The organism is Vibrio gallaecicus, assembly GCF_024347495.1.
GTDB classification, from domain to species: domain Bacteria; phylum Pseudomonadota; class Gammaproteobacteria; order Enterobacterales; family Vibrionaceae; genus Vibrio; species Vibrio gallaecicus.
Genome location: NZ_AP025490.1, coordinates 795015 through 819063 on the forward strand (window position 1 = coordinate 795015; position 24049 = coordinate 819063).

Annotated in this window: 22 protein-coding genes; 8 read left to right on the top strand and 14 right to left on the bottom strand. The window is 41.4% G+C overall.

Annotation, left to right across the window (positions count from 1 at the left end):
• Position 1 precedes the first annotated feature (1 nt).
• The 4 genes from nqrE (at position 2) to nqrM (ending at position 3317) form a co-directional block, all read left to right on the top strand.
• Positions 2-598, top strand: coding sequence for an NADH:ubiquinone reductase (Na(+)-transporting) subunit E (nqrE, locus tag OCU78_RS03500; RefSeq protein WP_032551424.1), 597 nt, complete (start codon positions 2-4; stop codon positions 596-598).
• Between the two features lie 29 nt (positions 599-627).
• A complete protein-coding gene (nqrF, locus tag OCU78_RS03505) occupies positions 628-1854 on the top strand; it encodes an NADH:ubiquinone reductase (Na(+)-transporting) subunit F (RefSeq protein WP_009848376.1) in 1227 nt (408 codons plus the stop codon).
• 171 nt (positions 1855-2025) lie between these two features.
• On the top strand, positions 2026-3030 hold the full coding sequence (locus OCU78_RS03510) for an FAD:protein FMN transferase (RefSeq protein ID WP_137374889.1): 1005 nt from the start codon (positions 2026-2028) through the stop codon (positions 3028-3030).
• Between the two features lie 32 nt (positions 3031-3062).
• A complete protein-coding gene (gene nqrM, locus OCU78_RS03515; protein WP_137374888.1) occupies positions 3063-3317 on the top strand; it encodes a (Na+)-NQR maturation NqrM in 255 nt (84 codons plus the stop codon).
• 210 nt (positions 3318-3527) lie between these two features.
• On the opposite strand, the gene OCU78_RS03520 is transcribed toward nqrM, so the two are convergent.
• Positions 3528-4742, bottom strand: a complete 1215-nt coding sequence (locus OCU78_RS03520; RefSeq protein ID WP_137374887.1) for a GGDEF domain-containing response regulator — start codon at positions 4740-4742, stop codon at positions 3528-3530.
• A gap of 158 nt (positions 4743-4900) precedes the next feature.
• On the opposite strand from OCU78_RS03520, the gene dinB reads away from it, so the two are divergent.
• On the top strand, positions 4901-5968 hold the full coding sequence (gene dinB, locus OCU78_RS03525; protein ID WP_137374886.1) for a DNA polymerase IV: 1068 nt from the start codon (positions 4901-4903) through the stop codon (positions 5966-5968).
• Between the two features lie 41 nt (positions 5969-6009).
• Here dinB and OCU78_RS03530 read toward each other — a convergent pair whose 3' ends face one another.
• Positions 6010-7926, bottom strand: coding sequence for a RecQ family ATP-dependent DNA helicase (locus tag OCU78_RS03530; protein WP_137374885.1), 1917 nt, complete (start codon positions 7924-7926; stop codon positions 6010-6012).
• Between the two features lie 170 nt (positions 7927-8096).
• On the opposite strand from OCU78_RS03530, the gene OCU78_RS03535 reads away from it, so the two are divergent.
• The 3 genes from OCU78_RS03535 (at position 8097) to OCU78_RS03545 (ending at position 11118) form a co-directional block, all read left to right on the top strand.
• Positions 8097-8570 carry a GreA/GreB family elongation factor gene (locus tag OCU78_RS03535; protein WP_137374884.1) on the top strand — a complete coding sequence of 158 codons (474 nt, stop codon included), beginning with the start codon at positions 8097-8099 and terminating at the stop codon, positions 8568-8570.
• Positions 8571-8691: 121 nt separating this feature from the next.
• Complete coding sequence (locus OCU78_RS03540; protein WP_137374883.1) at positions 8692-9435, top strand: YggN family protein; 744 nt, start codon at positions 8692-8694, stop codon at positions 9433-9435.
• Positions 9436-9753: 318 nt separating this feature from the next.
• The gene (locus OCU78_RS03545) at positions 9754-11118 is read left to right on the top strand and encodes a sodium-dependent transporter (protein ID WP_137374882.1); all 1365 of its coding nucleotides are present in this window, start codon (positions 9754-9756) and stop codon (positions 11116-11118) included.
• A gap of 229 nt (positions 11119-11347) precedes the next feature.
• Here the strand turns inward: OCU78_RS03545 and lipA are convergent, their stop codons facing one another.
• The 12 genes from lipA to leuS all read right to left on the bottom strand — a co-directional run bounded on the left by lipA (position 11348) and on the right by leuS (position 23979).
• Positions 11348-12313 carry a lipoyl synthase gene (gene lipA, locus OCU78_RS03550; RefSeq protein ID WP_137374881.1) on the bottom strand — a complete coding sequence of 322 codons (966 nt, stop codon included), beginning with the start codon at positions 12311-12313 and terminating at the stop codon, positions 11348-11350.
• Positions 12314-12317: 4 nt separating this feature from the next.
• The gene (gene lipB, locus OCU78_RS03555; protein ID WP_137374880.1) at positions 12318-12977 is read right to left on the bottom strand and encodes a lipoyl(octanoyl) transferase LipB; all 660 of its coding nucleotides are present in this window, start codon (positions 12975-12977) and stop codon (positions 12318-12320) included.
• A 191-nt stretch (positions 12978-13168) separates the two neighbouring features.
• A complete protein-coding gene (gene ybeD / locus OCU78_RS03560; protein ID WP_137375001.1) occupies positions 13169-13447 on the bottom strand; it encodes a DUF493 family protein YbeD in 279 nt (92 codons plus the stop codon).
• A gap of 180 nt (positions 13448-13627) precedes the next feature.
• On the bottom strand, positions 13628-14809 hold the full coding sequence (locus OCU78_RS03565) for a serine hydrolase (RefSeq protein WP_137374879.1): 1182 nt from the start codon (positions 14807-14809) through the stop codon (positions 13628-13630).
• Positions 14810-14897: 88 nt separating this feature from the next.
• Positions 14898-15704, bottom strand: coding sequence for a septal ring lytic transglycosylase RlpA family protein (locus OCU78_RS03570; protein WP_137374878.1), 807 nt, complete (start codon positions 15702-15704; stop codon positions 14898-14900).
• Between the two features lie 3 nt (positions 15705-15707).
• A complete protein-coding gene (rodA, locus tag OCU78_RS03575; RefSeq protein WP_137374877.1) occupies positions 15708-16829 on the bottom strand; it encodes a rod shape-determining protein RodA in 1122 nt (373 codons plus the stop codon).
• Positions 16829-18721: a penicillin-binding protein 2 gene (gene mrdA / locus OCU78_RS03580; protein ID WP_137374876.1), complete on the bottom strand. Its 1893-nt coding sequence runs from the start codon at positions 18719-18721 to the stop codon at positions 16829-16831. The genes rodA and mrdA overlap by 1 nt, the downstream gene beginning before the upstream one ends.
• 6 nt (positions 18722-18727) lie before the next feature.
• Positions 18728-19198, bottom strand: a complete 471-nt coding sequence (gene rlmH, locus OCU78_RS03585; RefSeq protein ID WP_137374875.1) for a 23S rRNA (pseudouridine(1915)-N(3))-methyltransferase RlmH — start codon at positions 19196-19198, stop codon at positions 18728-18730.
• A gap of 3 nt (positions 19199-19201) precedes the next feature.
• On the bottom strand, positions 19202-19519 hold the full coding sequence (gene rsfS, locus OCU78_RS03590) for a ribosome silencing factor (RefSeq protein WP_137374874.1): 318 nt from the start codon (positions 19517-19519) through the stop codon (positions 19202-19204).
• 50 nt (positions 19520-19569) lie between these two features.
• Positions 19570-20595 (bottom strand): DNA polymerase III subunit delta, encoded by a 1026-nt coding sequence (gene holA / locus OCU78_RS03595; RefSeq protein WP_137374873.1) that lies wholly within the window; start codon positions 20593-20595, stop codon positions 19570-19572.
• Positions 20596-20607: 12 nt separating this feature from the next.
• Complete coding sequence (locus OCU78_RS03600; RefSeq protein WP_137374872.1) at positions 20608-21228, bottom strand: LPS-assembly lipoprotein LptE; 621 nt, start codon at positions 21226-21228, stop codon at positions 20608-20610.
• Positions 21229-21402: 174 nt separating this feature from the next.
• Complete coding sequence (gene leuS / locus OCU78_RS03605; protein WP_137374871.1) at positions 21403-23979, bottom strand: leucine--tRNA ligase; 2577 nt, start codon at positions 23977-23979, stop codon at positions 21403-21405.
• Positions 23980-24049 lie beyond the last annotated feature (70 nt).

The following is a 24049-nucleotide window of genomic DNA, read 5'->3' on the forward strand; positions in this document are numbered from 1 at the left end:
CATGGAACATTATATTAGTCTGCTAGTTAAATCGATTTTCATCGAAAACATGGCGCTTTCTTTCTTCCTAGGTATGTGTACATTCCTAGCGGTATCTAAGAAAGTTAAAACTTCTTTTGGTCTTGGTGTTGCGGTAGTTGTAGTACTTACAATCGCTGTTCCTGTGAACAACCTTGTTTACACACATATCCTAAAAGAAAATGCGCTTGTTGAAGGTGTCGATTTAAGTTTCCTTAACTTCATCGCATTCATCGGTGTTATCGCGGCACTTGTACAAATCCTAGAGATGGTTCTAGACCGTTTCTTTCCACCTTTGTACAACGCACTTGGTATCTTCCTTCCATTGATCACAGTTAACTGTGCAATCTTTGGTGGTGTATCTTTCATGGTAACTCGTGACTACAACTTTGCTGAATCTGTTGTTTACGGCTTCGGTTCTGGTGTGGGTTGGATGTTAGCTATCGTCGCTCTTGCGGGTATCCGTGAGAAGATGAAATATTCAGACGTACCTCCAGGTCTTCGTGGTCTAGGTATTACGTTTATTTCAGTTGGTTTAATGGCGTTAGGCTTTATGTCTTTCTCTGGTGTTCAACTGTAGGGTAAGCACCCAGTAATAAGGAATAACAAATGCAAAGCATTATTCTTGGCGTAGCGATGTTTACCATTATTGTATTGGCTCTAGTACTAGTGATTCTTTTCGCTAAATCTAAGCTAGTACCATCAGGTGACATCACTATTGCTGTAAACGGCGACCCTGAGAAGGCGATCGTTACTCAACCTGGTAGTAAGCTACTTGGTGCTCTTGCTGGTGCAGGCATCTTCGTATCTTCTGCTTGTGGTGGCGGTGGCTCTTGTGGTCAGTGTCGTGTGAAAGTTAAGTCTGGTGGTGGCGATATTCTACCAACAGAACTTGATCACATCACAAAAGGCGAAGCTCGTGAAGGCGAACGTCTTGCATGTCAAGTTGCTATGAAAACTGACATGGAGATTGAACTAGACGAAGATATCTTCGGTGTTAAGAAGTGGGAATGTACAGTTATCTCTAATGATAACGAAGCTACTTTCATCAAAGAACTTGCGCTAGCTATCCCTGAAGGTGAAGAAGTTCCGTTCCGCGCGGGTGGTTATATTCAGATTGAAGCTGAACCACATCACGTGAAATACGCAGATTACGATATTCCTGAGGAATACCGTGGTGACTGGGATAAGTTCAACTTGTTCCGTTACGAGTCTATCGTTAAAGAGCATTCGATCCGTGCTTACTCTATGGCTTCATACCCAGAAGAGAAAGGCATCATCAAGCTTAACGTGCGTATTGCAACTCCGCCACCAAACAACCCTGACGTAGCTCCTGGTGTGATGTCTTCATACATCTGGTCTCTTAAAGAAGGCGACAAATGTACTATTTCTGGTCCATTTGGTGAGTTCTTTGCTAAAGACACAGACAATGAAATGGTATTCATCGGTGGTGGTGCAGGTATGGCGCCAATGCGTTCACATATCTTCGACCAGCTTAAGCGTCTTAACTCTACTCGTAAGATGTCTTACTGGTACGGTGCTCGTTCTAAGCGTGAGATGTTCTACATTGAAGATTTCGACGGCCTAGCGGCTGCGAACGAAAACTTCGTGTGGCACTGTGCACTGTCTGATCCTCAACCAGAGGACAACTGGGACGGTTACACAGGTTTCATCCACAACGTATTGTACGAGAACTACCTGAAGGATCATGAAGCTCCTGAAGATTGTGAGTACTACATGTGTGGTCCACCTATGATGAACGCAGCTGTTATCGGCATGCTTAAAGATCTAGGTGTAGAAGATGAAAACATTCTTCTAGATGACTTCGGTGGTTAATCCATTTAAGTGATTGATATTATGGCTGGCTCTCATGAGCCAGCCATTTGTTTTTCTAAGGATTACCTTAGATATTTCGTTCGAATTATTAATGGTTTATATAACAAAAATAGCTTTTTTCGAGCTGACTTTTTATTATATAAATCCCTCAACTATAGCAGGAGTAAGCAAGTGAGAATTTGGCTTGTTGCAGTAGCTTCTTTAATGTTTCTTTCAGGTTGTGAAAAGCCTAGAGAGCAGGTTCATCTTAGTGGTCCAACAATGGGCACTAGCTATAATATTAAATATATTACGGGTGAAGAGTTTCCAGAATCTAAGGATATTCATACAGAAGTCGATCGTTTACTTGAAGAAGTTAATGACCAAATGTCGACTTATCGTCCAGATTCAGAGCTTAGCCGTTTTAATCAATACCAAGGGAACGACGGATTCCCAGTATCAGAAGAAACCGCTATTGTTGTGAAAGAAGCGATACGTTTGAACGGTCTTACTCAAGGTGCATTAGATGTGACAGTGGGTCCATTAGTGAATCTATGGGGGTTTGGTCCAGAGGCACGCCCTGAAGTTGTCCCTACTGATGAAGAGCTTAGTGCACGTAAAGCTAAAATTGGTATTCACCATTTAAGTGCTACTAAGACGACCTTAACGAAAGATATGCCTAACTTGTATGTTGATTTATCGACTATAGCAAAAGGTTGGGGAGTCGATGTGATAGCCGATTTTATTGAATCTTTAGGTATCCATAACTACATGGTGGAAGTCGGTGGTGAGATTCGCTTAAAAGGTTTAAACCGTGAAGGTGTGGCTTGGCGTATTGCCATTGAAAAGCCAAGTATCGATGAACGCACTATTCAAGAAATTATTGAACCGGGTGATATGGCTGTCGCTACTTCAGGTGATTATCGTAATTACTTTGAACGTGATGGCATTCGTTACTCGCATATCATCAATCCAGAAACGGGCAAACCGATCAACCATAAAGTCGTGTCTGTAACGGTTTTAGCTCCATCTTCAATGACAGCTGATGGCTTGTCCACTGGGCTAATGGTCTTAGGTGAAGATAAAGGTATGGAAATAGCAAACCAGCATGATATTCCAGTGTTAATGGTGGTGAAAACTGCTGAAGGTTTTGAAGAGTTGTCTTCAGAAGCTTTTAAATCATATTTAAATAAATAGAGCTTGCTCTAATAATAATTAGCGAGAGAGTTATGAATACATTTCTTATTACATTCGGTGTTTTTCTTGCAGTAATTTGTGCGATGTCAATCGGCTATATTGTGCAGAAAAAAGTAGTGAAGGGCAGTTGCGGTGGTTTAGGTGCAGTTGGTATTGATAAAGTATGCAACTGTCCAGAGCCTTGTGATGCTCGTAAAAAGCGTGAAGCTCGTGAAGCTTATCGAGCTGAAAAGTTAGCAGCTCGTGAAGAGCAAGTCGCTGCTTGGGAAAAAGATCGCATAGCTTAATACGTATAATGATTAAACTAGGTTGTTTAAATGCTTAATTTCTTAGAATTATAAGCTGCAGACCACTCAATAAAAAAGCTCAAGAAATAATCTTGAGCTTTTTTTGTTTTTATAAGGTTTACTTAACTTTACATATATTGAGCCATTCTTTATTAACAGCTGTTTTTATTGTTTAACCTTAATACCAAAAACTGTGTGTGATATCTTTTCTCACTGACTAACGGTTTGATTTCGACCATTCCCTTTCGCGACATAAAGTCTATCATCGGCTTCTTTAATCTGTTCATTTAACGTAGCTTTTGCGCCTGTAACACCAATGCTAATTGTGACTTTTATAGTTGTGTCACCATGGCTAATTTCAGCGTCTTCAATCGCTTGTCGCATAGCTTCTAACACGGTAATAAATTCATCAAGAGGTTTGCATGATTGAATGCAAAACTCTTCGCCACCGAATCGGACGGTGACTTCATCTTTAAAAAATTCTTTAATAATTTTACTGACTTCAACTAAGACACGGTCGCCACCATCATGTCCATAGGTATCGTTCACTTTTTTAAAGAAGTCGATATCCATCATCGCAACATTACGGTTTTCACACCCTTTGCAACTTTGGTTAAATAAGAATCTACGATTCCATAAGCCTGTTAGTGAGTCTTCATTCGCTAATCTGAATAGTTCGTTTGAGGCTTCTTTCATATCGAGTAACTGATGGATTCGACAGAAAAATTCTTCTTGGTTGAAGGGTTTATATAGGAAGTCATTTGCGCCAGCTTTTAGGAATCGAGCTGTCATTGTACGGTCATCGCTGCCTGAAAGACCAAGAATCGCGAGCTGGTGGCGGTCATGATGAACACGTATATCTCGGATCATTGAGATGCCATCTTTCTTTGGCATATCATGGTCAGTTACCACAAAAGTAATATCAGGGTCATTTTGTAGAATGCTTAATGCTTCTTCACCATCGACCGCTTGAACCGTTTGTATATATTGATGTTCAAGAAGTTGAACAACATAGCGCCTCACGACAGAAGAGTCATCAACAACTAAAGCCTTGTGATTTTTATTATTGGTAATACGCTTGATGAGAGGAAGTAAATAGCTAACAGATGCCATGCTATCTTTTAGAATATAATCTAACACTCCTTTAGCTAGCACACTTTCACGAACATCATCATTAAACATTGCCGTTAGTACAATGACTTTATGTTTGTGGCTCAGGACTAAATCAATAATCTCGCCATCTTGACCGTCAGGGAGGCAATAATCGAGCACAGCACACAGAAAATCCGTGTCATGCGCTAAAATTAATTCTGCTTCTTCAATTGATTCAGCCATTGCGACTTCATAACCGTTACTGCTAAGTTGCTGATAGAGGTAATTTCTAAAAGCTCGGCTATCTTCAACGACCAGTATTTTGTTACTCAAAAGCTATCCCTACTTATCGATCAAATACTAATCTAATAATAATATCAGATACTGATATAGCTATAGAAGATAAAATTTTTTGGGCTCTAGTCGAGGTTATTCCCATTTTTTTTTATTAGATGTATACTGTTTATTTATACAGTTTGTAAGTGGCAGTTATGGAATTGAATGTTGTGAGGAAGATCATCCATGTTGATATGGATTGCTTTTACGCAGCGGTAGAAATGCGGGATAACCCTGCATATCGAAATCGTCCTCTTGCTGTTGGTGGGCATGAAAAACAACGTGGTGTGTTGAGTACATGTAATTACGAAGCGCGTAAGTTTGGTATTCGCTCTGCTATGCCTACAGGAAAAGCATTAAAACTTTGTCCTCATTTACTTGTTGTTCCCGGAAGAATGCAAGTTTATAAAGAAGTATCGAAAAAGATACGTGAAATATTTACTCGTTATACCTTATTGATTGAACCTTTGTCGTTAGATGAAGCTTATCTTGATGTGACTGATTCCCCTGCTTGCTATGGCTCTGCAACATTGATTGCTGAAGCTATTCGACGCGATATCTGGAATGAGCTCAACCTAACGGCTTCGGCAGGTATTGCCCCTATTAAATTTTTAGCGAAAGTAGCTTCAGATTTGAATAAGCCAAATGGGCAGTTTGTTATACCTCCCCATGAAGTTCAAAATGTTATTGATAATTTACCGTTAGAAAAGATACCTGGAGTGGGTAAGGTAAGTATTGAAAAGTTGAATCAAGCAGGTTTCTACACGTGTAAAGACATTAAAAATAGTGACTACCGTAATTTACTGCTTCAGTTTGGTAGACAAGGTGCATCATTATGGAAGCGAAGCCATGGGATTGATGACCGAGAAATTGTTATTGAAAGAGAACGGAAATCAGTAGGTGTAGAAAGGACTTTCAGCGAAAATATTTCAACGTATGCAGAATGCTGGAGAGTGATTGAAGAGAAGTTGTTCCCAGAGTTAGAACGCCGATTAGAAAAGGCAAGCCCGAGTAAGTCGATCATCAAGCAGGGGGTTAAGTTAAAGTTTGCAGACTTCCAACAAACTACGATTGAACATATTCAAACCTCCCTTGATTTACAGCACTTTAAACAATTGCTTGAAGAGATACTGAAGCGGCAAGAAGGGCGAGAGATTCGTTTACTAGGATTAAATGTTATGTTGCAACCCAAAGAGCAAATGAAGCAACTTAGCTTTTTCTAACCCATGAAAAGCGCTCACTTCTCATGGGCGTACTAATGCGACTAGATTCTTTCTAAGCGCTGGACTAGCTGTAAAGTTTTACTGAAAGGGTACTGTTCTAATTTTCCATATCCCATCATTTTACTGGCTTTCATCTTGGTTGATAAAGGTGTTGCGATTCCACTCAGAAAACGTGCAATGGCTTCATCGGTAATTAACTGTGTCGCATTAGCTAAAAACTCACTTATCCATTGTTGCGCCATTTCTTCATCAATAGGATCGACAATGTGTCCAGGCAAAGAAGCTATTTCTCCACGACAAACTGAGCAGTGCCCACATTGCTTTGGCGCTTTATCATCAGCAAAGTAATTTGCCAGTCGTGAGCTTAAGCATGTATCGGCTTCGAAGAAGTTGAGCATTTGAGCTAATCGCTCAACTTCATTGTTTTCTTTTATTTTGAATAATTCGGTTAGTTGTTCTGATTGAGTGTGAATATCTAACGTTGTATTTTTGACTGCGTAGACATCGGTGATTTGTTTACTCTCAAGTTCTATCCAGCCTTGTTCATGGAAATAATCCAGGGCGGCGATCACTCGTTGTCGATCTGCTTGAAAGTGATTCCATAGAGTCTCGAAGTCAATTTGGCACCAAACCCGAGCTTGAGGGGAGCATTGGAAGATCGTTTCTACAAAGTCTCTGCGTTCGCCATGGAATTGATTGAGGATTTGGTCCTTAGAACGAATGAACTTAAATCGATAATCCGCAAAAAAGCTGTATTTGGGCTCAATGACACCCGCTAACTCAAGGTAAACTAAAAGAGTTTTTAGTGGTAGCTGTCTAATGTTGGTTTCTCTAGACAGTTGGTTCAACATGGTTTCCCATTGTTGTTCATGCTGGTAAATTTGTTCTAATACCGAGTGAATGGCAATGTTGTCTGGTGTGTCGCCATAGACAAAGTTTTCTAATGTACTGAGACCATTTTTATTAGCAAGTAAAATGCATTCAGAGCGTTCGCCATCTCTTCCTGCTCGACCGATTTCTTGAGAATAGTTTTCTATCGACTTTGGTAAATCGAAGTGAATAACTCGACGGATATTCGATTTATCCACCCCCATACCAAATGCGATAGTGGCAACGATGCAATGAATGTCATCATGCATAAATTGCTTCTGGATGCTGTCCCTTACTTCAGGTTTCAAACCTGCGTGGTAAGCAATGGCATTGATACCTACATTTCGTAATTGTTGTGCCACCCCTTCAGCAGTTTGCTGCAAAGTGACATACACAATGGTTGGCAGTTGAGCTGCTTGGTTCACAACATCACATAAGGTTTCAAGTTTTACAGGTTCGGTGCAGGGCTGAATAGATAAGTCTAAGTTTGGTCGGTAAAAGCCCGTAACCACGACGTTCTTTTCATCTATCGAAAACTTAGACTTCATATCTTCGATAACAGAACTGGTTGCCGTTGCCGTTAATAATAATACTTGAGAGATATTGAGCTGACGTTGGTAATGAGGCAACTTGAGGTAATCTGGTCGAAAGTTATGTCCCCACTCAGAGATACAGTGAGCTTCATCGACAACCAATAGTGAAATAGGAACCTGAGAAATAAACTGACGAAAACGCTCATTCTTAAGACGCTCTACTGAGATCATGAGGATTTTAGTCTCACCATTTCGTACAGCTTGCATCACTTGCTGAGTCGTTTGTCTATCTTGGCTAGATTCAATAGCAGCCGCATTGATTCCTTTACTGTGTAGAAAAGCCAGCTGATCTTTCATTAAAGCCAGTAAAGGGGAGATCACTAAAGTTAAATGAGGTAATTCTAGGGCTGGCAATTGATAGCAAAGAGATTTTCCTGAACCAGTAGGAAAGATAGCCGCAGTTGAGTTGCCTTCCAGCACATTGTCTATGACTTGTTTTTGCCCGTAACGTAGAGAATCAAAGCCAAAGACTTGTTTTAATGTCTGCTCTATCATTTTTATTCCTATTGATTTGCTACCAAGATGAGTATTGGTGTGAAATATTCAAAGTATTGAACGTTTCTTCATGCGTTAATACCTTTATCTACGCTTGTTCCAACCATAATACTTGCACCTGATTGTACCTAATTCTATTCTGTACCCCCTAAAAAAAGCCCAGCAAAACTATGAATAAATCCGATCTTCGACAAATAATATTAAACAAGCTTGAACAGCGCTTACAAGTTGCCTTATCCGCGACTCAGAGAGCCATTGACGCAGCAACCGATGAAGAAACCGTACCAGAGCATAAATACGACACTTTGGCTTTGGAAGCTTCTTATTTGGCTCATGGGCAAGCTATTCGAGTTCAGGAATGTGAAGACGATATTCGTAGTTACCGAGAATTAGTGTTTCGTGAAAGTGAATCTATCACAATGACGAGTTATCTCGTTGTCGTTGACGAAGACGATAATGAAAAGCATTTTTTTATTGGTCCAAGTGCAGGAGGTTTATCGGTTGATTGGCAAGGGCATGATGTGTCGATATTGACTGTTAACGCTCCCCTTGGTCAGGCATTGATGGGCAAAGAAGCAGGAGATGAGGCTGAATTTAATGTTGCAGGCACCTCGTATATTTATGAGATTTTGTGCATCATTTAAAGGTAGATATGAGAAGCCCCCGTTAGTGCAGTGAAATGGTGACAATTGCCTGTGAACGTTTCTCTGACATTTAGGTATAGAGAATAGGTATGATTAAGATGTTGCCAAACGAGAGTGTGTTATGAAAAGAATTATATTGATCGCATCGGCTTTACTCAGCCAGCCGGCTTTAGCCGCTCAGTGCCGTGTTGATTTAAAGAATGAAATACACATTGATGAAAAGCAAGTTGAAATTCACCAAACCAATGGTGGCACTGCTGTATTTGATGCTGGGAACAACTTATATATTCATGGGGAAAAAATTGAGCTTGATGATAACCAACAAGCCGCAGTAGAAAAATACCGTGAAAGTATGACTGAATATTTACCACGAGCGAAAGCAATCGCTCGTGAAGGTCTGACACTTGCTAATGATGTGATTGATGATATTGCCGCGAGTTTTGACTCACCAGAAGCATTCGATAATGTTAAGCAATCAATGAAAACATTTTTTGCTGATCTTGAAGCTCGATATTACAAAGATGGTGACTTAGTACTTCCTGCTGAAAGTTTCGATTCAATGGCAAGCAATTGGTCTGAAGACCTTGATAAAGCAATGGAAATTTTCAATGAAGAATTTATTACCAGTGCCTTTAATGCGATGTCAGAAAAAATGTCGAAAGAAGGTGGGCTTAACTTGTCTCAATTAACTGAAGATATGGCAGAACTAAAACAAAAAGTTGAGGAACGATTTGCTGAACATTCAAAGCAAGTTGAAAAAGAAACTGAAGAGTTTTGTGATTCTTTAGATGACATGGCAGAACAAGAACAGCAACTCCATAAATCTATTCCTAACTTAAAAGATTACCAAGTATTCACTATTTAATAGCGCTTGAGTTTGTATATACCAGTCTTATAAATATTGAGTTAAAAAGCACCTTATGGTGCTTTTTTTGTGGGTATAGAGTACCAAGAGTGACTGAATGTAAGCTTTAACTAGATATTTAGATGTTCTTGTGTGGGTTTATAATGTTGATTATGTTGCTCTAGTTGGTTTCTATATCTGCCTTTTGGTTGTCATTTGGTTAAATTGGTCTGTTAAAGTGGTTTTTTTTGGGTTTATGTGATTATCAGTAGTTGAGAAGTTATGGGTGTTTCAGTATTGTACTACCAAGCTAGTTCACTGATATAAGTTGCGGATTATATGAACCAACAAACTTCACACTCAACAAGGGAGCATTTTAGCTCTCGCCTCGGTTTTATTTTAGCGGCAGCCGGAGCGGCAGTCGGTTTAGGGAACATATGGGGGTTTCCTACGCAAGCGGCCAGCAACGGTGGCGGTGCGTTTTTGCTAGTTTACTTATTTATGATTTTTGTTGTGGCATTTCCTATGCTGGTTGTGGAAATGGCAATCGGCCGTCATGGTCAAGCCAACCCTGTAGACAGTATGCGTTCATTAACAAGTCATCCACTTGGAAAAAAAGCGGGTGCACTTGTGGGCTGGGTTGGATTAAGTGTGCCAAGTGCAGTATTAGCGTTTTACAGCATCGTCGGCGGATGGTTGATTTGCTTTCTTTTTGGAGCGATAGCTGAGCTTGTTGGCTTTTCTGAAATAGCAGAATGGTTTAAAGGATTTAGTGTTGAGCGAAACGTCTTTGGAACGGTTGCGTTTTATATTTTAACAATTCTCATCGTACAAGGCGGCGTAAAACAAGGTATTGAAAAGTGGTCGACTCGATTAATGCCAGCACTATTTGTCCTATTTGGATTACTCTTCATTTATATCATGACTCAACAAGGCTCAATGGAAGGTTTAAAACATTACCTAGTGCCTGATTTTGAAAAAGTCTGGGACAGAAAGCTGATTTTAGCGGCAATGGGACAAGGCTTTTTCTCGTTGACGATAGGCGGTTGTTCAATGTTGATTTACGGATCTTACTTAAGTAAAAAAGAAAACCTTCCAAAGATGGCTTTGAATGTAACCCTTGTCGATACAGCGGTTGCTTTCATTGCTGGTTTGGTAGTAATGCCTGCAATGTTTGTTGCAATGCAAAAAGGGGTTCAAATCTATGCTGATGATGGCTCTTTACTGAGCTCTGATACTCTAGTGTTCACCGTATTACCTCTTATGTTTGATAGCTTAGGTTTCCTTGGACAAATATTCTCCATTGTTTTCTTTTTACTGCTTACGATTGCAGCATTAACGTCTTCTATTTCTATGCTTGAATGCCCTGTAGCGTTGGTGAGCGAGCGTTTTAATACTAAGAGAACCCCTACAAGTTGGGTGCTAGGGGGAGCGATTGCTTTGTTTAGTATTGTGATTGTTTACAACTTTTCTGCGATGTTTGGTCTTGTTGCGATGATTGCAACCCAGTACTTACAACCAATGGCAGCACTTATGTTTTGTTTGTATGGTGGTTGGGTTTGGAACCGAAAGTCAAAGATTAAGGAATTGGAGAAAGGTTGCCCTGAATTTCAACAAGGTTGGTTTGGCAAGGTATGGCCGGTCTACGTGAAGTTTGTATGTCCAGTACTCGTTGCAACGGTCATTTGGGCGTCATTTGGATAAGAATATTTTAAGCCAGTTAACTCATTAGCTGACTTAAGCTTTAATGTAAAAAATACTTTGGAAGTTCATTCCTCTCAAGTTCATTGATGAAATTTGATTCCAATAAAATGAGAAAACAAAAAGGCGCGAACCAAATAATGGTTCGCGCCTTTTTTATATAACTCATTTTAGGTCGAGGTATGGATAGAAGCTTCAAAAAGAAGCTTCTAGCTATAGATGGAAAGTGAGCTTACTTAATTTCCATGCCTTGAGCTTGTAGGTCTGCGTGATATGAAGAACGTACAAATGGACCACAAGCCGCGTGAGTAAAGCCTAGCTCTAACGCTATTTCTTTTAACTCATCAAACTCAGAAGGCGGCACGTAGCGTTCTACTGGTAAGTGGTGGCGGCTTGGTGCTAAGTACTGACCAAGTGTCAGCATAGTTACACCATGTTCACGTAAATCTTTTAAAACTTGGATGATTTCTTCTTTAGTTTCACCTAGTCCCATCATTACACCAGATTTGGTTGGGATGCTTGGGTGCTGTTCTTTAAACTTTTGAAGTAGTTGTAGTGACCACTTGTAGTTCGCACCTGGGCGAGCTTTACGGTAAAGACGAGGTGCCGTTTCCAAGTTGTGGTTAAATACATCTGGCGGGTTGTCTTTTAGTAGATCAAGAGCAACGTCCATTCGACCACGGAAATCTGGTACTAAAGTTTCAATGCGAATGTTTGGATTTTGTTCACGAATTTCACGGTTACAATCAGCGAAGTGCTTTGCTCCACCATCACGAAGGTCATCACGGTCAACTGAAGTAATAACAACGTATTTTAACTTCATGTCTTTGATAGTTTTCGCAAGCTTCTGAGGCTCTTCAGCTTCAGGTGTCACTGGGCGACCATGGGCAACATCACAGAAAGGACAACGACGCGTACAGATGGCACCTAAAATCATGAAGGTTGCCGTTCCGTGGTTAAAACATTCTGCAAGGTTAGGGCACGAAGCTTCTTCACAAACAGAGTGTAAGTTGTTTTCACGCATTGCTGATTTGATTTCTTGAATGCGCTTGCTGTCTGAAGGAAGTTTAATCTTCATCCAAGCTGGCTTACGCAAAACTTCTTTCTGTTCAGCAGGCATATTCTTTACGGGAATTAATGCCATTTTGTCAGCGTCACGATATTTAACGCCTTTTTCCATTTGGATTGGTTTGCTCATGATTTTATGCTTCTGCTGTAATATTGCTGGTGGCTTGAATGTCTACTTGGTCGTAACCTAATAAGGTAACAAGCTCTTGTATGAGTTGCTGCTCTACTAATTCTAGTCGTTCTGGACCACCTAGTTGGCTTACTTGGATCATTTCCATTCCTTGGTAACCGCATGGGTTGATTCGTAGGAAAGGAGAAAGGTCCATATCAACGTTGAGTGCTAACCCATGAAATGAGCAGCCACGGCGGATTCGTAAACCTAGAGAACAAATTTTCTTACCGTCGACATAAACCCCAGGGGCATCTGGTCGCGCGGCTGATTCGATATTGTATGCTTTCAGAGTGTTGATTACGAGGTTCTCAATATGTGTAACGAGATCTCTCACTCCTATTTTTTTTCGGCGGATGTTGATTAGGAAGTAAGCAACAAGCTGACCAGGACCGTGGTATGTCACTTGTCCTCCACGATCACTTTGAATTACGGGAATATCCCCTGCGTTTAATACGTGTTCAGCTTTTCCGGCCTGTCCTTGAGTAAATACAGGGTTGTGTTCAACCAACCAAACTTGGTCTACATCTTCTGCTGTGCGTTCGTCGGTGAACTTATGCATGGCTTTCCATACAGGTTCATAATCCTGGCGACCTAATTTTTTTACGATTAGTTTATTTTGCAAATCAGCACTCCCTCAAGGATTAATAAAGTGAACGCATTATAAACGTGAAACTTGATTCTAACTACAGACGGACTGCAAGGTTTTTCAACTTTCTTTGTATTTATTGAAATTAAAGTTGAATCAACCTCTGATATTTTAGAGCTGTAAATGAAAACAGCGGCATAAAGCCGCTGTTTTTAGGAACTCTGTAATTACAGAACCATTCTTACTATTTCGATTTCACCCAGTTCTTTATACAGAACTTCAACCTGTTCAATTGAAGTCGCAGTGATATTAACGGAAACAGAGTTATAGTTGCCTTTTGCACTTGGTTTAACTGTTGGGGTGTAGTCACCAGGAGCGTGGCGCTGAATCACTTCTAGTACTAATTCCGTTAGTTCAGGTTTAGCGTAGCCCATAACTTTGTAAGTGAATGAGCAAGGGAACTCTAAGAGATCTTTTAGTTTTGCATCAGAATTGATATTCATGATTAGCTCCAAAATGAAAGACGTTATACTACTTCAGCATAACGCTGATAAAGCGTGTGAGGTCTTGAAGCCTCAGTAATAAGGGCGGAATATTACTGGTAAACTTCATTGAACTCAAGATCAACAAAAGCCGCATTTGGCGGCTTTTGTTTAAATTACTAGAGTGAACTTAAGTAACTTTATTTAGAACAAGCCCTTGAATAGAAGAACTAGGTAGTCCCAAAGACGGCTAAATAAGCTACCTTGTTCAACATCTTCTAAAGCTAGTAATGGGTACTCAGCTACATCTTCGCCATCTACTTGGTAGTATAGCTTACCAACTTGCGTACCTTTGCTAATTGGAGCTTCAAGCTCTTTCTCAAGTACAAAGCTTGCTTTAAGGTTTTTAGCTTGACCGCGAGGTAGAGTCACAAATGTATCTTCATCGACACCTAGAGCAAGCGTGTCTTTGTTACCCATCCAGATCTTCTCATCAACGAATGTTTCGCCAGCTTTGTGAGGTGCAACTGTTTCGAAGAAACGGAAGCCATAGCTAAGTAGCTTTTTGCTTTCTGTTTTACGAGCGTTTGCGTTTTTCGTACCCATAACAACTGCAACTAGGCGCATTTTACCTTCAGTGGCAGAGCTTACTAAGCTGTAGCCTGCATTACTTGTATGACCGGTTTTGATACCGTCAACGTTCATGCTCTTATCCCATAACAAACCATTTCGGTTGTATTGAGTAATGCCGTTGTATGTGTATTTTTTCTCTGAGTAGATACGGTATTCGTCTGGAACATCACGGATTAACGCTTGACCAAGCAAAGCCATATCATAAGGAGTCGAGTATAGGTTATCGTTATCTAGACCGTGAACATTGGCAAAATTCGTATCTTTCATGCCAATTGAACTTGCCCACGCATTCATTAAATCGACAAATGCATCTTCAGAGCCTGCAATGTGTTCAGCCATTGCTACACAAGCATCGTTACCTGATTGAATGATGATACCGCGGTTTAGGTCATCAACTTTTACTGTTGTGCCCACTTCGATGAACATTTTTGATGAATCAGGGAAGTTTTTTGCCCAAGCATTTTCACTGATAACAACATCATCCGTTAGGTTGATGTTGCCACGTTCCAGTTCTTGACCGATTACGTAGCTAGTCATCATCTTAGTTAAGCTAGCTGGAGAAAGCTTAGTGTTCATCTCCTTTTCAGCAAGAATTTTACCTGAATGGTAATCCATTAGAACAAAACCTTTAGCTGCAATTTGAGGCGCATCAGGCGTTACTATTGGTGCTGCGAATGACGATGAAGCTAAAGTTGCAGAAAGGGCAACGGAAGTAGCGAAAATAGATTTAACAATTTTAGTAGTATTAGTCATTTTGAATGCAATTTTTTGGTTAACTGACGGTATCTTACCAGAATCACTCTGTCACACCAGTGAAGGTAATGCCAGAAGTTGTTCTTGATTATTGACGCGCCATAGTTTGTTTTTTGATGAAAGCTGACGGATAGCCGGCTACTTTAACTTGTTCTAGCGTTTCTTGGGTTAGCGCATAGTCATGAAATGGACCTAGCATGAGTCTATGCTTGCCACTTTCCGATTGTACAAAGCTTCCAACTGACAGTTTTTCACTCATATCGATAGCCAAACGTTCAGTTCGTTCTTTATGAGGTGATGTAGCTATTTGAATAATGTATTGCGGTAGAGCTGCTTTCTTCTTTGCATCAGTCGGCATCTCAACAGTAATGACTTCAATTTTAACGTTGGCTGTGCCCGTTTTTAATACGTCTAACTTATACGCCGCTGCGTAACTTAGGTCAATGATCCTGCCTTCGTGAAATGGACCTCGGTCATTCACACGTACGATGGTTGTTTTTCCATTATCGGTGTTGGTCACTTTTACATAGCTTGGAATAGGTAAAGTTTTATGAGCTGCTGACATTGAGTACATGTCATAAATCTCACCATTTGAAGTGAGGTGCCCATGAAATTTTTCACCGTACCAAGACGCTCTACCTTCTTCTGTAAAGCCTTTTGTATCTTTTACTATGGTGTAATTACTGCCTCGGAGAGTGTAATTTGTATTTCCACCCAGGCTATAAGGTTCATATTTCGGGTGAGCATCTTCTAAGTGTTCGACTGAAATTGGTGCGTCAGGTGCAATATCTGAATCAATCGAGTAGCGACCTGACGGTGCAGAACAACCGTTGATTAAAATGACCAAACCTGAAATTGCCGCCCATTGTTTAGCAGACGATTTTTTTAATAGCATGGATTAAGTTGCCTTTGAAAATGCTTTTCTGTGTGTATGAATTGACATCAATATGCCAAAACCAGCCATTAAGGTAACCATAGAGGTACCTCCGTAACTGACTAATGGTAGTGGAACACCGACTACCGGAAGAATGCCGCTTACCATGCCAATATTTACAAAAATATAAACAAAGAAGCTCAATACAATACTACCTGCCATCATGCGACCAAAAGCGGTTTGTGCCTGGCTAGCAAGAATTAACCCTCGACCAATGATAAATAAGTAGATAGAAAGTAAAAATAAGATCCCAACCATTCCCCATTCTTCAGCAATAACGGCAAAAATAAAGTCGGTATGTCGCTCAGGTAAAAACTCCAATTGTGATTGAGTGCCTTGCAGCCAACCTTTTCCTGAAATTCCTCCAGATCCAATCGCAATTTTACTTTGAATAATGTGATATCCCGCGCCTAGAGGGTCAGATTCAGGGTCAAACAATGTTCTCACACGTACTTTTTGGTATTCCCTCATCAAGAAGAACCATAAAACAGGGACAAATGCCCCTAAAGCCAAGGCGGCACCAGTGATTATTTTCCAGCTAATCCCAGCTAAGAAAATAACGAAAATACCTGACGCTGCGATTAGAATTGATGTACCAAGATCGGGCTGTTTTGCAATTAATATCGTGGGTACACAAACCATCACTAAAGAGATAGCCAAAGTTTGCAATGTTGGTGGTAAAGCTCGTTTACCGATAAAGCGTGCAAGCATTAAAGGAACGGCAAGTTTGAGGAGTTCAGATGGCTGAAAACGAACAAACCCTAGATTCAACCAGCGCTGTGCTCCTTTTGATGCTTCACCAAAAAATAGAACCCCTAGCAGTAAAATAATGCCACCAGCAAATAAGATAGGAGCAAGAGTTTCATACGTCCGCGGAGGGATTTGAGCCAGTATTAGCATCACGCCTAGAGATAGAGCCATTCGCATGGCTTGGCGGTCCATCATTGCTAAACTTTGACCACTGGCGCTATACATTATTAGTAACGCGAATCCCATCAGAACAAGGATGCCAAGTAACAATGGGAGATCGATATGGAACCGTTCAAATAAAGCTCGGTTTTGCCCTGTTGAAGGATCAAGTTTCATTATTTTGTTGCCTTATCTTTGGCTTTATCTGAGCCAAGAATAATATGGTCGAATATTCGTCTTACCACTGGTCCACCGTTTGAGGAGCCTCCGCCAGCGTTTTCAAGAACGATGGTAACGATCGCTTGGGGATCTTCAAGTGGAGCAAAGCCAGTAAATAAAGCGTGGTCTCGCAGATGTTCTGCTATTTCATCAGCGTTATACTCTTCATCTTCTTTTAGTCCGAAGACTTGCGCTGTGCCGGATTTACCTGCCGTTATGTACGACATTTTTTGGAAAGATCGACGGGCTGTTCCTTTCTTACCATGGTTAACCAGCATCATGCCGTCTTTGGCTATATTCCAGTATGTTTGAGGTACCCCTGAAACTGGCGGATAAGTCTCTACTTCTGATAATTGCTGTGTAGTAAATGCCTGGCTATTTTCGATAGTTGAGCGCAATAGGTGAGGGGCAATAACAGTACCATCGTTAACGAGTACTGATGTTGCTTTTGCTATTTGCATTGGGGTTGCCGTCCAATAACCCTGCCCTATACCTACAGGGATTGTATCACCTTGATACCAAGGTGTGCGGTGCCTCGCCATTTTCCAATCACGAGTCGGCATATTAGCTTTGCTTTCTTCGTAAATATCAATGCCGGTGTAATCACCGAAACCAAACATCATCATCCAAGAAGATATGCGGTCAATACCCATATCAAAAGCGATTTGGTAAAAGAAAGTATCTACAGATTCTTCAATTGCTTTTCTTATATCAACAACACCGTGCCCCCAACGTAACCAGTCTCTAAATGGCTTAGTTTTAGAGTTTGGGATTTTCCAGTAGCCTGGATCATTACGAGTCGTTTTAGGAGTAATCACGCCTTCTTGAAGTGCCGCCACTGCGATGAACGGTTTAATCGTTGAAGCAGGAGGGTAGATGCCAAGTGTCGCTCTGTTTACTAATGGACGGTTATTGTCAGTTAGCAGGGCATTGTAGTTTTTACTTGAGATACCATGCACAAAAGCATTTGGATCGTAGCTTGGGCTAGAAACCATCGCTAAAACACCGTTATCTTTTGGATCAAGGACAACGGCTGAGCCTCTTCGACCATCTAATAGTTTGTGAACGTAAAGCTGTAAGTCGATATCTAAGTTTAAGACAATATCTTTACCCGGAATCGCAGGGACAAATTTTAAGGTACGAATCACTCGACCACGGCTGTTTACTTCGACTTCTTGATAGCCAGCCGTACCATGTAGCATATCTTCGTAGTAACGCTCGATACCAAGCTTACCGATGTCTCGAGTCGCTTTGTAATTCGCATCTTTTTCTTCCCTCACTAATCGTTGAATATCGCGATCATTGATACGAGAAACATAGCCAATAACGTGTGTCAGTACATCCCCGAATGGATAGAAACGTTTCAAAGTGCCCGTCACTTCTACGCCTGGAAATTTGTGTTGATTAACAGAAAATACGGCCACTTGTTTTTCTGTTAGCTGAGTAAGTAATGGGACAGATTTAAAGCGGCGTGAATAACGTCGTTCTTTAAAGCGTTCAATACGTTCAGGAGTGATATCGAGAAGAGCTTGAAGACGAACGAGTGTTTCGTCCATATTCTTAATTTTTTCAGGGGTGAGTTCTAGGTTAAAAACAGGGCGGTTTTCTGCTAATAAAACCCCATTACGATCGTAAATAAGCCCGCGGTTGGGGGCGATAGGGACAACTTTTATGCGGTTGTCATTTGAGCGCGTTTTATAGTCTTGGTATTGGTTGACTTGGATATTGTACAAGTTGGCAACCAAGGTGCCCATCATGATTACAATGCCTATAAACGCAACAAAAGCACGGCTAGTAAATAGTCGTGCTTCTGCTTTGTAATCACGGATTTGGCTACGTCTGCGTAACATTAAAGCCTATTCTCTGTGATACGGATGATTGGCTGTGATACTCCAAGCTCGGTATAAGCTTTCTGCCATAATAACGCGCACTAAAGGGTGTGGAAGCGTTAGTGCAGAAAGAGACCAGCTTTGATCTGCTGCTGCTTTACATGCAGGAGACAGCCCTTCTGGACCACCAATCAAAATAGACACATCTCGAGCGTCTAATTTCCAGTTTTCAAGTTGTTCTGCAAGTTGTGGAGTGTCCCACTTCTTACCCGGGATATCCAGAGTCACAATGCGGTTGCCTTTAGGTACTGCGGCTAGCATTGCTTCTCCTTCTTTTTGTAAGATACGAGCAATATCCGCATTTTTTCCGCGTTTGCCAGCTGTGATTTCAATTAGCTCAAGTGGCATATCGTGTGGGAAGCGTCGGCGATATTCTTGAAAGCCTTCTTCAACCCATTTGGGCATTTTAGTGCCAACTGCGATTAGCTGTATCTTCAAAACTTAGCCCCAAAGCTTTTCTAGTTGGTATAGCTCACGGTGCTCTGCTTGCATTACGTGAAGCATGCTTGTACCCATGTCTAGTACAACCCACTCACCTTCTTTTTCTCCATCCATACCTAGAGGATCAAGACCTGCTTTCTTCACTTCATCTGCAACGTGCTGTGCAATGGAAGCTACGTGACGTTTTGATGTTCCAGTACAAACGATCATGAAATCTGTAACGCTTGATTTGCCTTCTACGTCAATAGTAACAATAGACTCGGCTTTCATGTCGTCGGCTTTATCAGCAAGAAAATCTTTTAATTCTTCACGTAACACTTGGTGTTCCTTAAATCTTAATACAATGTTGTTTGGATCATACCATGCTTTTAAGCTGGGTATGGTATCGAAGCTGATGGGAGACAAAACTCCACGCTCAATTGATGAATTAGTGGCCAAGGAGAATGTTCGTATTGCGTTTTTGCATACAATTCAGCTTGGGTTAGCAAAGCAAACAGTGAGTGTAGTTGTTTATGCGACACCCTTGTTAGCGCTGCGTTATAAAGCGATTTTTTAGATTGCCATATACGGTACTTATCAAATACTTGTCCAATTGGCATCTGTTTCAATTGCTGCTGCATTTGCAAAAGAAGAGTTAGCTCTCTTTGCAGGCTACGCAGTAAAATCACAGCTTCTACGCCCTCAGCTTCAAGTTGGCGGAGTATACGCTGAGCACGGTTTCCTTTTCCAGAAAGAAGTGCATCTATCCAGTGAAAAGGTGTGAAATGGTTGTGCCTACTGAGAGATTCTTCTAATCGGACAAGAGTGAGCTGACCATCTGGGTATTGAAGCGCTAATTTTTCTAAGCTTTGAGTGAGTGCAAATAGGTTGCCTTCGTGCCATTGTGCCAGCATTTGAGTGGCTTCAGCATCAGGAGATAAACCTATAGCGCGGCACCGAGTCTGAACAAATTGAGGTAGACGCTGAGCATCGGGTGTTAAACAGCTGACCCAATGACCTTGGTTCGATAAGGCTTTAAACCATTTCGCGTTCTCTTGAGCTTTTGTCAGTTTAGTCCCGACCACAATGAGCATAATATCGTCGTGTATATGATCGGATAGTGCGAGTAGCTCTTTTGCAATAGATGCATTTACACCAGATTCAGGCAACTCTAACTCAATGATCTGACGGCTGGAAAACAAACTTAGTGCTTGGGTGCAGTCGTATACTTGATTCCAGTCCATGCTGTTATCAATTGCAAACCTATGACGTTCGTCAAAGCCTTGCTGCTTTGCCACTGTTTGGATAGCTTCTCGACTTTCTTGAAGTAGCAGGGGCTCATTCCCAAAGATAAGGTAAACACGGCTTAGTTGTTTATTCAGCTGTTCGGTTAAGCGGTCGGCAAAAATACGCATTAATTTCGCCTATTACTGAACTGATTCAGTTGAACTAGGCGTTACCTCAACATTTTTAATGTTGTACTGCTTTTCTAGCTCTTTAACTTGTATCTGTTCAAGTTCTTCTAAGTTCATTTCATTCGCAGCAATGTTAGCTTTTAAGCGTGCCATCTGACGAAGAAGCTGGCTAGCCGCTAATTTACGCATTTCATCTTCAATCATGTCGCGTTCTTCAGATTTAGCTAGGGCAGTTAATGGGTTATCTAGGTAACTACGAGTCACACTTGTTGAGAATGTTTTTTCACCAAGATCAGGGATTGTCACGCGGTAAGAAGCATTAAATGTCAGCTCTTTTTCTGCCGCTCGGGTATTTTGGTAAAGGGATAAAGTACGCTCGCTAATAGCTTCACTGATCAGATGTAGGTTTGGTGTTGTACTTGATGGTGAAACAATATCTACATCATTCATACGCAGTTGACCTTTGACCATACGAGTGAAAGTACTGTATTGATCGTAGCTAGATACTGAGATCTTATTGAGTTCTTCTGGCACTGAATAGTCGCCACGTAAGTGGAAGCCACACGCACTAAGCAAGCTGGCAGTTAAAACAATAGCAGTAACTTTGAATGAAGATAATGAAATCAGGCGCATTATTTTATGGCTCTCATGAAGGTAGAATACTTATTTAAGGGCTTTAAATGCTATTGCGTTGGCTGGTTTTAAAGCACTTAAATAAGTAGACAGGGCATAAAATACCCTGTCTAAAGACAGCTAAAAATGAATAAAGTTCGTTTTTAGCTGTTTAACTAAATTCGCTTAATACGATTAGTTAGCAACGATATTAAGAAGCTTACCTGGTACGAAGATAACTTTACGAATCGTTAAGCCATCTAGGAACTTCTTAGCATTCTCGTCGTTTAGACCAAGCTCACGAACTTGCTCTTCCGTTGCATCAGCTGCAACAGTCAGTTTCGCACGTAGCTTACCGTTGATCATCACAACAATGGTTTTCTCGTCTTCAACTAGCGCTTTTTCATCGAAAGTTGGCCATGTTGCTGAGTCTACGTTTGATTCACCTAAAGCAATCCACATTTCGTAAGAGATGTGTGGAGTCATTGGGTAAAGCATACGAACTACTGCTTTTAGAGCTTCATCAAGGATTGCACGATCTTGTGCTGATTCTTGAGGTGCCTTCGCAAGCTTGTTCATTAACTCCATGATTGCAGCGATTGCCGTGTTAAACGTTTGGCGACGATCGATATCGTCCGTTACTTTAGCAATAGTCTTGTGAACGTCACGACGAAGCGCTTTCTGATCACCAGATAGAGCTGAAGGATCAACAGATTCAGCAGCACCTTTAGAAGAGTGAGCGTGAACCAGTTTCCAAACACGTTTAAGGAAGCGGTTAGCACCTTCAACGCCAGACTCTTGCCATTCAAGAGTCATGTCTGCAGGAGAAGCAAACATCATGAATAGACGCACGGTATCTGCACCGTATTTGTCTACCATCTCTTGCGGGTCGATACCGTTGTTTTTCGACTTAGACATTTTGATCATGCCTGAGTGTTCAACATTGCGACCTTCGTTATCAACTGCTGATTCAATACGACCTTTACCATCGCGTTCAACGGTTACGTCAGTCGGTGCGATCCATTCTTTCGTACCTTTCTCGTTCTCATGGTAGAACGCATCCGCTAGAACCATGCCTTGACATAGTAGTTGCTTGAACGGTTCGTCAGACGTTACGTAACCTGCATCGCGTAGCAACTTGTGGAAGAAACGAGAGTAAAGCAGGTGCATACATGCGTGCTCGATACCACCAACGTATTGGTCAACTGGCAGCCAGTAGTTTGCTTTCTCAGGATCTAGAATGTCATCAGCTTGTGGTGAACAGTAACGAGCGTAGTACCAAGAAGACTCCATGAACGTATCAAAGGTGTCTGTCTCACGTAGAGCAGGTTCGCCGTTGAATGTTGTTTCAGCCCAAGACTTGTCTGCCTTGATTGGGCTAGTTACGCCATCCATTACCACGTCTTCTGGAAGAATAACTGGTAGTTGATCCGCAGGTACTGGGTGAACTTCACCATCTTCAGTCGTTACCATTGGGATTGGAGCGCCCCAGTAACGCTGACGAGAAACACCCCAGTCACGTAGGCGGAAGTTTACTGTCTTCTTACCTTTGCCTTCAGCTTCAAGCTTTGCAGCAATTGCATCAAATGCTTCTTGGAACGCAAGACCATCGAATTCACCAGAATCGAACAGTACACCTTTTTCAGTGTAAGCCGCTTCAGAAACGTCTAGTTCAGAACCATCTTCAGGTTTGATTACTGGGATGATATCGATGCCGTACTTAGTTGCGAATTCGTAGTCACGTTGATCGTGAGCTGGAACCGCCATTACCGCACCTGTGCCGTAATCCATAAGAACGAAGTTTGCTACGTAAACAGGAACAACACGACCATTAAGAGGGTGGATAGCTGTTAAGCCAGTATCCATACCTTTCTTTTCCATCGTTGCTAGTTCAGCTTCAGCAACTTTAGTGTTGCGACATTCTTCAACGAATGCTGCAAGCTCAGGGTTGTTTTGAGATGCTTTCTCTGCAAGTGGGTGACCTGCAGCGATACCTACGTAAGAAACACCCATTAATGTATCAGGACGAGTTGTGTACACTTCTAGTGGCGCTTCTTCACCGTTAACAGCGAAAGATAGCTCAACACCTTCAGAGCGACCGATCCAGTTACGCTGCATGGTCTTAACCATTTCAGGCCAACCTTCAAGGTTGTCTAGATCGTCTAGTAGCTCTTGAGCGTACTCAGTGATTTTAATGAACCACTGTGGAATTTTCTTTTGTTCTACTGGAGTGTCACAACGCCAGCAGCAACCGTCTTCTACTTGCTCGTTTGCAAGTACAGTTTGGTCGTTCGGGCACCAGTTAACAGAAGAAGTCTTCTTGTAAACTAAGCCTTTTTCGTAAAGCTTAGTGAAGAACTCTTGTTCCCAGCGGTAGTATTCAGGTGTACAAGTCGCGAATTCACGTTTCCAGTCGTAACCAAAGCCTAGAAGCTTAAGCTGGTTTTTCATGTACTCAATGTTTTCATAAGTCCATGGTGCTGGAGCTGTCTTGTTTTTTACTGCTGCGTTTTCAGCAGGTAGACCAAACGCATCCCAACCGATAGGTTGCATTACGTTTTTGCCTTGTAGACGTTGGAAGCGAGATACCACATCACCGATCGTGTAGTTACGCACGTGACCCATGTGCAGTCGACCACTTGGGTAAGGGAACATAGAAAGACAGTAGAATTTTTCTTTATTTGGGTCTTCACTTACAACGAAGGTTTCGTTGTTGTCCCAGTGTTGTTGAACCTTTTGTTCAATCTCTTGCGGGTTATATTGTTCTTGCATCGATGGTATCCGGTTATCTTGGAATTTGTGAGTTCGGTTAGAACAGAATCTTACAGATCGTCATAGAATA